Raw genomic sequence first — 8702 nt, 5'->3', positions numbered from 1 at the left:
CCCTAGGGGCGGCCCGGGGGATCCGGGCCACCCCTAGTCGTCCGTCGGCGCTGCCGCCGGTCAGCTCGACTGGGCGGACTGCGCCTCGGCGATGGACTTGCGCACCTCGTCCATGTCCAGCTTGCGGGCCTGGCCGATCAGGTCCTCCAGGGCCGCCTCCGGCAGCGCGCCGGGCTGCGCGAACACCGCGACCTTGTCACGGACGATCATCAGGGTCGGGATCGAGCGGATCTCGAACGCCGCCGCGAGCTCCTGCTGTGCCTCGGTGTCCACCTTGGCGAAGACCAGGTCCTCGTGCCGCTCGGAGGCGGCTTCGAAGACCGGAGCGAAGTGTCGGCACGGACCGCACCAGGAGGCCCAGAAGTCGATGAGAACGAAGTCGTTCTCGCTCACGACCTCGTCGAAGTTGTCCTTGGTGAGCTCGACAGTGCTCATGTCCTACCTTCCGGTCTCCTGGCGGTTGCCTTACGGTCCCCTGGGGACTCGTCCCGCACAACCGCCTATCGAGCCGTGCTATTCCGCGCCGATCGGCGCCGGCGCCGCCAGACTGTTTCCCATGACACGAGCGGCGGAACACGAGCGGGCACACGCGGACGGACGGACGCACGAGCACGACGGCGAACACGAGTACGACGTGGTGGTCCTGGGCGCGGGACCGGTCGGCGAGAACGTGGTGGACCGGGTCCGGGCGGCCGGACTCAGCGCGGCGGTGGTGGAGACCGAACTGGTCGGCGGCGAGTGCTCGTACTGGGCCTGCATGCCCAGCAAGTCACTGCTGCGACCGGCGATCGCCCGCTCCGAGGCGCGCAGGATGCCGGGCCTGCGCGCGCACGCCTACGGCCCCCTGGACGCCCACGAGGTCCTCGCCCACCGCGACTCCGTGGTCGGCGACTGGAAGGACGACGGCCAGGTGGAGTGGGTGCGGTCCACGGGGGCGCAGCTCTACCGCGGCCAGGGCCGGCTGCACGGGCCCCGGCGGGTCACCGTCGAGGGGCCCGAGGGCGACCGCCACCTCCTGACCGCCCGGCACGCCGTCGCCGTGTGCACCGGCAGCCGCGCCGTGCTGCCCGACCTGCCGGGGCTCGCCGGCGCCCGGCCGTGGACCAGCCGCGAGGCGACGAGCTCCGCGCGGGTGCCCGAGCGGCTGATCGTGGTCGGCGGGGGAGTGGTCGGGGCCGAGATGGCGACCGCGTGGCAGGCACTCGGCTCCCGGGTCACCCTCCTCGTCCGGGGCGACGGGCTGCTGCCCCGCATGGAGCCGTTCGCGGGCGAGCACGTCGCCGACGCCCTCGCCGAGCGCGGCGCCGACGTCCGTACGGGCGCCGAGGTCGCCGCCGTCGTACGGGACGGCGGCACGGGCCCGGTCACCGTGGTCCTGGCGGACGGCGAGGTCGTCGAGGGCGACGAGGTGCTGTTCGCGACCGGCCGCCGGCCGCGCACCGAGGACATCGGCCTGGAGACCGTCGGCCTGGAACCGGGCTCCTGGCTCCGCGTCGACGACAGCCTGCGGGTCGAGGGCCATGAGTGGCTGTACGCGGTCGGAGACGTCAACCACCGGGCACTCCTCACCCATCAGGGCAAGTACCAGGCGCGGATCGCGGGCGCCGCCATCGCGGCCCGGGCCGGCGGGGCGGACGGGGAGGACGGCGCGCCGTGGGGCCCGCACCGCGCGACCGCCGACCACGCGGCCGTGCCCCAGGTCGTGTTCACCGATCCCGAGGTGGCCGCGGTGGGCCTCTCGCTGGCCGCCGCGGAGGCCGCGGGGCACCGGGTCAGGGCCGTCGACCTGGACCTGACGTCGGTGGCGGGCGCCGGTCTCTACGTCCAGGGCTACCGGGGGCACGCGCGGATGGTCGTCGACCTGGACCGCGAGGTCGTGCTCGGAGTCACCTTCGTGGGGCCCGGGATCGGTGAACTGCTCCACTCGGCGACCGTCGCCGTCGCGGGCGAGGTCCCGATCGCCCGCCTCTGGCACGCCGTTCCGTCCTATCCGACCCTGAGCGAGGCATGGCTGCGGCTCCTCGAGGCGTACCGGGACGGGGCGGGCACGCCGTGACCGCCGGGGAGCGCGCCAACGAGTACGACGCCTCCTGCGCGCGCTGCGGCGGCCCGGTCCCGGCGGGCACCGGGCTGCTGCGGCACGGCGCGAAGGCCTGGGAGGTCTACCACGTGGAGCACGCCCCCGAACCCGGCCCGCCGCCGCGCGGGGACCATCCCGGCTGGCACCGGCGGTCCCTGCTGTCCCTGGACATCGCGGCCACCGGCCACCGCCCGGCCGTGGACCGGATCCGGGCGGCGGCGCTGCGCGGCAGCGACGGCACCGCGCGCGACTGGGTCCTTGACCTCGCGTCCGAGATCGAGGTCCCGGAGGCCGGGCGCGGCGCGGCCGCCCTGCCGCCCGCGGAGGCCCTGGAGGAGGTCGCGGGCCTCGTCACCGCCCATCTCGCGAGTGGGGAACCGCTCGTCGTCTGGTTCGCGCCGTACGTCCTGTCGACCCTGCACGCCGAGCTCGTCCGCCACGGCCTGGCCCCGCTGACCGAGCGGCTGCCGTCCGGTGTCGCCCCGGTCTGCGACCCGCTGGTCCTCGACCGTCACGCCGACCGCTACCGCCTCGGCGGCCGGTCCCTCCGGGCCGTGGCCGAGTGGTACGGCGTCCCGCACACCCGTCCGGGCGACCCCGCCTCGGACGCCGAGACGACCCTCCACCTCGCGCAGGCCCTCGCCGCCTCCTACCCGAGCGTGGCCCGTCTCTCCCGCCCGGTCCTCCACGCCGAACAGACGCTCTGGTACGCCGACCAGACCTCGCGCCACCCCGACGCACCGCCCTGGCCCTTCGCGACCGTGGACCCGCTGCCGTGGGAGCCGCCGCCGGCGGACGGATAAGCCCGCCGGCGGCGGCCGGGCGGCCGGGCGTCAGGCGCGCGGGACCAGTACTTCCGCCGCCCTGCGGGCGGACTCCAGGGCGGCGCGCGGGGCGGCCGCGTCGTCGGCGAGGACGACGCGGGTGCTCAGGCCGTCGAGGAGGGCGAGGAGTTCGGAGGCGCGGGCGGGGACGTCCGTCGGGGCGAAGTGGCCGCGTTCCACGCCCTTGGCGAGCAGCGACTCCAGGTCGTCCTGCCAGGCGCGGTCGAGTTCGCGCTGGGCGGCGCGGAGTTCCTCGTTGGCCGGAATGCGCGCCCACAGTTCGATCCAGAGCGTCCACCGCGGGTCGCGCGGTCCGCGCGGCAGGTAGAGGGCGAGGAACAGGTCGAGGCGGCGCGGCGCGCTCAGCCGGCGGGCGAGCAGCTGCCTGCGCTCCTCCGCGAGCGCGGCCTCGCTCCAGCGCAGCGCGGCGAGCAGCAACAGGTCCTTGCTGCCGAAGTAGTACAGGATGTGGCCGCCGCTCGTGCCGAGGCGCTCGGCGAGCGCGGACATGGTGAGGGCGGCGAGACCGTCCTCGGCGATGGCGTTCATGGCCTCCTCGAGCATCCGCTCCCGCGTGATGCTCCCGTCCCGCCGCCGTCCCGCCCGTGCTGCGCCTGCCACCGGTCCCGTCCTCATGCCGTCCGCCGTCCGCCGTCCACGGGGTCGACCCTAACCGCAACGTCCCGAGGTCTTGACGTGGCCGGAACCTTGCGGCCATCTTGAATGCCGTTCAAGAACTTAGAACGCCATTCAAGAACGGCGTTCAAGGTTCCCTTCCGGCAACACGTCTCTCCACGCGTCTCTCTCGACGCGTCGCTCTCCACACATCTCCCACCACACGTCTCTCACTAAGGGGGTGCGGCGTGCTCGGACACGAGGCGGCGCCCACGACCGACGGCCCGGCGGGCCGCGACGAGGTCTTCCAGGTCGAGGGCCACGGCATCGACCCGATCCCCGACGCCGAACGGCACGGCGGCGCCAAGGACCTCTTCTGGCTCTGGTTCGGCTCGAACCTGACCTTCACCTACGTCATCAACGGCGCCCTCGCCGTCTCCTTCGGCCTCTCCTTCTGGCAGGCCACCGCCGTCGTCGTGCTCGGCGGCCTCTCCTTCTTCGCCATCAGCGCCGCCGGACTCAGCGGCGTCCGCACCGGCACCGCCACCCTCGTCATCTCCCGCGCCGCCTTCGGCGTCCGCGGCAACTGGCCCGCCGGGCTGCTCAACTGGGTCGTCAGCATCGGCTACACCATCGTCAACACCGTGGTCGGCACCCTCGCCCTCGAAGCCTTCCTCGCCGACCTCGGCTGGAGCGGCGGCCACCTCCCGCGCGCCCTCGCGCTCGCCGTCACCCTCGCCCTGACCTTCGTCGTCGCCCTCTGGGGCCACGCCACCGTCCAGTGGGCCGAGCGCTGGATGGCCTACGCCCTCGCCGCCGGCTTCGCCGCCCTGCTCGCCTTCGTCCTGCCCGGCGCCGACACCTCCGCACCCGCCGCCGCGCCCGGCGCCTCCGGCTGGAGCCTGGCCCTGGTCGTCATGCTCGCCGGCCCCTTCTCGTACGTCCCGATGCCCGCCGACTACACCCGCTACCTGCCCCGCACCACCAGCCTCAAGGCGCTCACCTGGAGCGGCGGTCTCGGCGGACTCGTCTCCTCCGTGGCGCTCGGCATCGCGGGCGTCGCCGCCGCCACCCAGGCCGACCTGACCGACGCGGTCGCCGGAACCGAAGGACTGCTGCCCGGCTGGTTCCAGCCGCTCTTCCTCGCCCTGGTGCTCGGCGGCTCGGTCACCAACTCGATCATCACGCTCTACTCCTCCAGCCTGAACCTCCAGGTCCTCGGCATCCCGTGGAGCCGCGCCCGCGCCATCCTCATCAGCGCGGCGGTCACCGCGGCCGGCTCGCTCGGCGCGCTCTTCCTCGTCGACTTCACCACCTCGCTGCTGTCCTTCCTCTCCCTCCTGATCATCGTGTTCGCCCCCTGGGGCGGCGTCTTCCTCGCCGACATGGTGCTCCGCCGCTGCCGCTACGACTCCGCGGCACTGCACGCCGGCGAACACGGCGCCTACTGGTACCGGGCGGGCTGGCACCCGGCGGGGATCGCGGCCCTGCTCGCCGGAATGCTCTTCTCCGCCCTCACCTGCGACTCCGAACTGTGGACCGGCCCCCTCGTCGCTCCGCTCGGCGGCGCCGACCTCTCCCTCCTCGGCGCCGTGGTCGCCGCCGCGGTCCACGTCCTCCTCGCCCGCCGGACCGTGCGCCCCGCCGAGGCCGCCTGACCGCCGGACCGTGCACCCCGCCGGACGACAGCCGCCCTGACCCGTTGCCGGCCAGACGACCGCCGTCGCCCCGCCCCGTCCCCGGGCCCGGCCCGGCCGGACGCGCCCGCTGAGCCCCGCCCGTACCGCACCAGGAGAACCACCCGCATGAACCGCCCCGCCCCTGCCGACCTCCTCCTCGTCCACGGACGCGTCCACACCGTCGACCCGGACCACCCCGAAGCGGAGGCCTTCGCCGTCCGCGACGGCCGGATCGCATGGATCGGCCCCGACAGCGAGGCCCACGCCTGGGCCGGACCTCGCACACGGGTCGTCGACGCGGGCGGCAGGCTCGTCCTGCCCGGCTTCGTCGACGCCCACAACCACGTCCGCCTCGGCTCCGACGACGCCTGCGTCCAGCTCGCCGGCGCCCGCGACCTCGACGAGATCCACGCCCGCGTCCGCTCCTGGCGCGCCTCCCACCCCGACGCTCCCTGGATCGAGGGCGAGGCCTTCGACTACTCCGCGATCCCCGGCGGCCGGATGCCCACCGCCGCCGACCTCGACCCCGCCACCGGCGACACCCCCGCACTCGTCCTCTCGTACGACGTCCACACCGCCTGGCTCAACACCGCCGCCCTGCGCCTGCTCGACGTCCGCGCCGGCCGCACGGAACTGCCCTTCGGCACCGCCGTCACCGATCCCGCCACCGGCGAACCCACCGGATTCGTCAAGGACTTCGCCGTCAAGGGACTCTCCCGCGAGGGACACCGCGCGCTGCGGGACCTCGGCGTCCCGTGGGCCTCGGCCGACCGGCAGTACGGCCGGCTCGCCAAGAGCCTGGACGACGCCGTCCGCTACGGCATCACCACCGTCGTCGAGCCGCAGAACTCCCTCGACGACCTCGCCCTCTTCCAGCGCGCCCGCGCCGAGGGCAGGCTCCGCTCGCGCATCGTCGCCGCGCTCTTCCACCCGCGCGGAACGACCGACGCCGAACTCGACGAGTTCGCCGCCGCAGCAGAGGAGTTCGCCGACGACCGGCTGCGCGTCGGACCGCTCAAGCTGTACATCGACGACGTCGTCGAACCGCGCACCGCCGCCCTGCTCGAACCGTACGCGGGCTGCCGCCACCACCGCGGTGACACCTTCTACCCGCCCGAGGAGTTCGCCGAGCTGCTCACCCGGCTGGACGCGCGCGGCTTCCAGTGCTTCGTGCACGCCACCGGCGACCGCGGCATCCGCACCGTCCTCGACGCCGTCGAACGGGCCCGCGCCGTCAACGGGCCGCGCGACGCCCGCCACCAGGTCGTCCACGTCGAGTGCCTCGACCCCGCCGACACCCCGCGCTTCGCCGAACTCGGCGTCACCGCCTGCATGCAGCCCCGGCACGCCGCCCCGGACATCGCGGGACCCGGCCAGGACTGGGCGGAGAACATCGGCCCCGAACGCTGGCACAAGGCCTGGCCGCTGCGCAGCCTGCACCGGGCCGGCGCCCTGCTCGCCCTGTCCAGCGACTGGAACGTGGCCGAGATGGACCCCATGATCGGCATCCACGCCGCCGTCACCCGCCGCCCGCCCGGCGGCGGCGAGGCCTGGACACCCGAGGAGACCCTCGACGTCGCCACCGCCGTCGAGGGCTACACCATGGGCTCGGCGCGCGCCAACTTCCTGGAGCACGACCGGGGTTCGCTGACCGTCGGGAAGCTCGCCGACTTCGTGGTCCTCTCCCGCGACATCCTGCGCGTCGACGCCGATGACATCCCCGGTACGGTCGCCGAGACCGTCGTCGTGGGCGGCGAGGTGGTCCACACCGTGGCATAGGGCGGCTCCCGGTCCCGTGCTCCCGCATCCGGGGGTGGCCACGCTCTCGGCGGGGCGCGTCGCGCCACGGCCACCGGCCGCCGCGGGTAGCGTCGGCCGGCATGGCGGACCCCCTCTACTACGTCGACCGCTCGGACGTGCGCGAAGGAAGGCTCGCGGACGTCCGGGCGGCGATGCGCGACCTGGCCGACTTCGTCCGGGACCACGAGCCCCGGCTGATCGCCTATCACTTCTACCTCGACGAGCCCGCGTCCACGATGACCCTGGTGGCCGTCCACCCGGACTCGGCGTCGCTCGAACTCCACATGGACATCGGCGGAGAGAAGTTCCGGGGTTTCGCCGAACTGATCCGGATGCGCTCCATCGACGTCTACGGCCGGCCGAGCGAGGCCGCCGTCGAACGGCTCCGCGTGAAGGCCGAGATGCTCGGCGGGGCGACGGTCACCGTCCACTCGGCGCAGGCGGGTTTCAGCCGACCGCAGCCGCCGGACCGGGCGACCTGACCTGACCTGACCTGACCTGACCTGACCTGACCTGACTGGTCTGATCTGACCCGACCCGACCCGACCGGACGGCTCAGTGGCCGTCGGCGGCCGACGCCACGGCCATCCGCCGCACGAACGTCCGCCCTCCGTCGGACGACTCGTACACGCCGTCCGTGGTGGCCGCGAGGACCCGGCGCCCGTCGACGGCGGTCAGCGCCTGCGGCGCCCCGCCCGGCAGCCGCGAGACGCGCGTCCAGGACGCTCCGCCGTCCGCGCTGCGCAGCAGCGTCCCGGACGGGTCGGCGCCGAACAGGGCGTCGGGGGCCGCCCAGGACACGTACGCCACGACCTGCGGCGAGAGCGGTGCGCCGAAGGTCCGGCCGTCGTCGGTGCTGCGGACCACGCCCTGCTCGGTCGTCGCGAGGACGGTCCCGGCGGCCTTCCCGCCGGTCGCGGGCGACACGGCGATGTCGAGGGCGCGCAGCGCGGCGCGGTCCTCCCACGCGACACCGTCGCGGCTGACGCGCAGCCTTCCGTTGGTGGCGTCGTAGCCGTAGACGGTGGCGTCGGGCGCGGTGTCGAGGGCGTGGAAATCGACCTCTCCGGCGAGCGAGCGCGTCGTCCAGGTGGCGCCCCTGTCGGTGGACTCGATCAGCCCGAGGTCGGCGGGCCCGTCGCCGCCGGGCGCGGGGTGGCCGCTGGCGAGGAAGGTGCCTTCCGGGGTCACGGTGAACCCCATGAAGTCGTCCTTGCGCGTACCGACCAGGGTGGGCCGTCCGTTGGCCGCCGGCGTGTAGACGCCCTGGTGGGTGGCGACGTAGACGGTGGACCCGGAGGCGCCGAGGCCGTGGATGTGGCCGAGCCCGGCGCCTTCGGCCGCGTTGGCCGGGTCCGCCGAACCGGTCCTGTCGGCCGACGGGCCACAGGCGCTGAGGGTGAGGGCGAGTACGGCGGCGGCGAGGGCGGTGAGGTGTTTGTTCATGGGTGGGGAGCTTCCTGGAATACGGGAGGGAGGCCGGGGTCAGGGGGAGGCCAAGGCGCCAGCAGGGGCGAACCGCCAGGCCGCGGGCATGCGGAGGCCCGGCGTGCGCGGAGGCCTGCGGGGAAGGCGGCGGTCCCGCGCGGGAGGCGCGGGAACACCCTTACAGTGGCGGGGGGGAGGGCCAGAACCAGTCCGCTCCCCCCCCCCACCGTGAGTGCCCATTCATGCCCCTTCACTGGCATGGGTTCCCCTTCTTTG

Annotated in this window: 8 protein-coding genes; 5 read left to right on the top strand and 3 right to left on the bottom strand. The window is 74.4% G+C overall.

Translation table 11 applies throughout. The annotated features are described in order from the left end of the window. Positions 1 to 60: 60 nt before the first annotated feature. Positions 61 to 435 carry a thioredoxin gene (trxA, locus tag ACFWJO_RS19395; RefSeq protein WP_386866651.1) on the bottom strand — a complete coding sequence of 125 codons (375 nt, stop codon included), beginning with the start codon at positions 433 to 435 and terminating at the stop codon, positions 61 to 63. 121 nt (positions 436 to 556) lie between these two features. On the opposite strand from trxA, the gene ACFWJO_RS19390 reads away from it, so the two are divergent. Both ACFWJO_RS19390 and ACFWJO_RS19385 read left to right on the top strand, forming a co-directional pair. Beyond that, positions 557 to 2056, top strand: a complete 1500-nt coding sequence (locus ACFWJO_RS19390) for a dihydrolipoyl dehydrogenase family protein (RefSeq protein WP_386866649.1) — start codon at positions 557 to 559, stop codon at positions 2054 to 2056. After that, positions 2053 to 2883, top strand: a complete 831-nt coding sequence (locus tag ACFWJO_RS19385) for a hypothetical protein (RefSeq protein WP_386866647.1) — start codon at positions 2053 to 2055, stop codon at positions 2881 to 2883. The genes ACFWJO_RS19390 and ACFWJO_RS19385 overlap by 4 nt, the downstream gene beginning before the upstream one ends. A 30-nt stretch (positions 2884 to 2913) precedes the next feature. On the opposite strand, the gene ACFWJO_RS19380 is transcribed toward ACFWJO_RS19385, so the two are convergent. Next, positions 2914 to 3468 carry a TetR/AcrR family transcriptional regulator gene (locus ACFWJO_RS19380; protein ID WP_386866665.1) on the bottom strand — a complete coding sequence of 185 codons (555 nt, stop codon included), beginning with the start codon at positions 3466 to 3468 and terminating at the stop codon, positions 2914 to 2916. A 299-nt stretch (positions 3469 to 3767) separates the two neighbouring features. Here ACFWJO_RS19380 and ACFWJO_RS19375 point away from each other — a divergent pair, with 299 nt between their 5' ends. From ACFWJO_RS19375 to ACFWJO_RS19365, 3 genes are all read left to right on the top strand, one after another. Beyond that, positions 3768 to 5177 (top strand): purine-cytosine permease family protein, encoded by a 1410-nt coding sequence (locus ACFWJO_RS19375; protein WP_386866645.1) that lies wholly within the window; start codon positions 3768 to 3770, stop codon positions 5175 to 5177. 147 nt (positions 5178 to 5324) lie between these two features. Further along, positions 5325 to 6977, top strand: a complete 1653-nt coding sequence (locus ACFWJO_RS19370) for an amidohydrolase (RefSeq protein WP_386866644.1) — start codon at positions 5325 to 5327, stop codon at positions 6975 to 6977. Positions 6978 to 7078: 101 nt separating this feature from the next. Continuing rightward, positions 7079 to 7480, top strand: coding sequence for a hypothetical protein (locus tag ACFWJO_RS19365; RefSeq protein WP_386866642.1), 402 nt, complete (start codon positions 7079 to 7081; stop codon positions 7478 to 7480). A 73-nt stretch (positions 7481 to 7553) separates the two neighbouring features. On the opposite strand, the gene ACFWJO_RS19360 is transcribed toward ACFWJO_RS19365, so the two are convergent. Next, positions 7554 to 8444, bottom strand: coding sequence for a F510_1955 family glycosylhydrolase (locus ACFWJO_RS19360; protein ID WP_386866640.1), 891 nt, complete (start codon positions 8442 to 8444; stop codon positions 7554 to 7556). Positions 8445 to 8702 lie beyond the last annotated feature (258 nt).

This window comes from Streptomyces sp. NPDC127092 (assembly GCF_042722475.1).
Classification (GTDB): Bacteria; Actinomycetota; Actinomycetes; order Streptomycetales; family Streptomycetaceae; genus Streptomyces.
The sequence above is the reverse complement of the archived record's forward strand: the minus strand, read 5'-3'. Positions and strand labels throughout refer to the sequence as shown.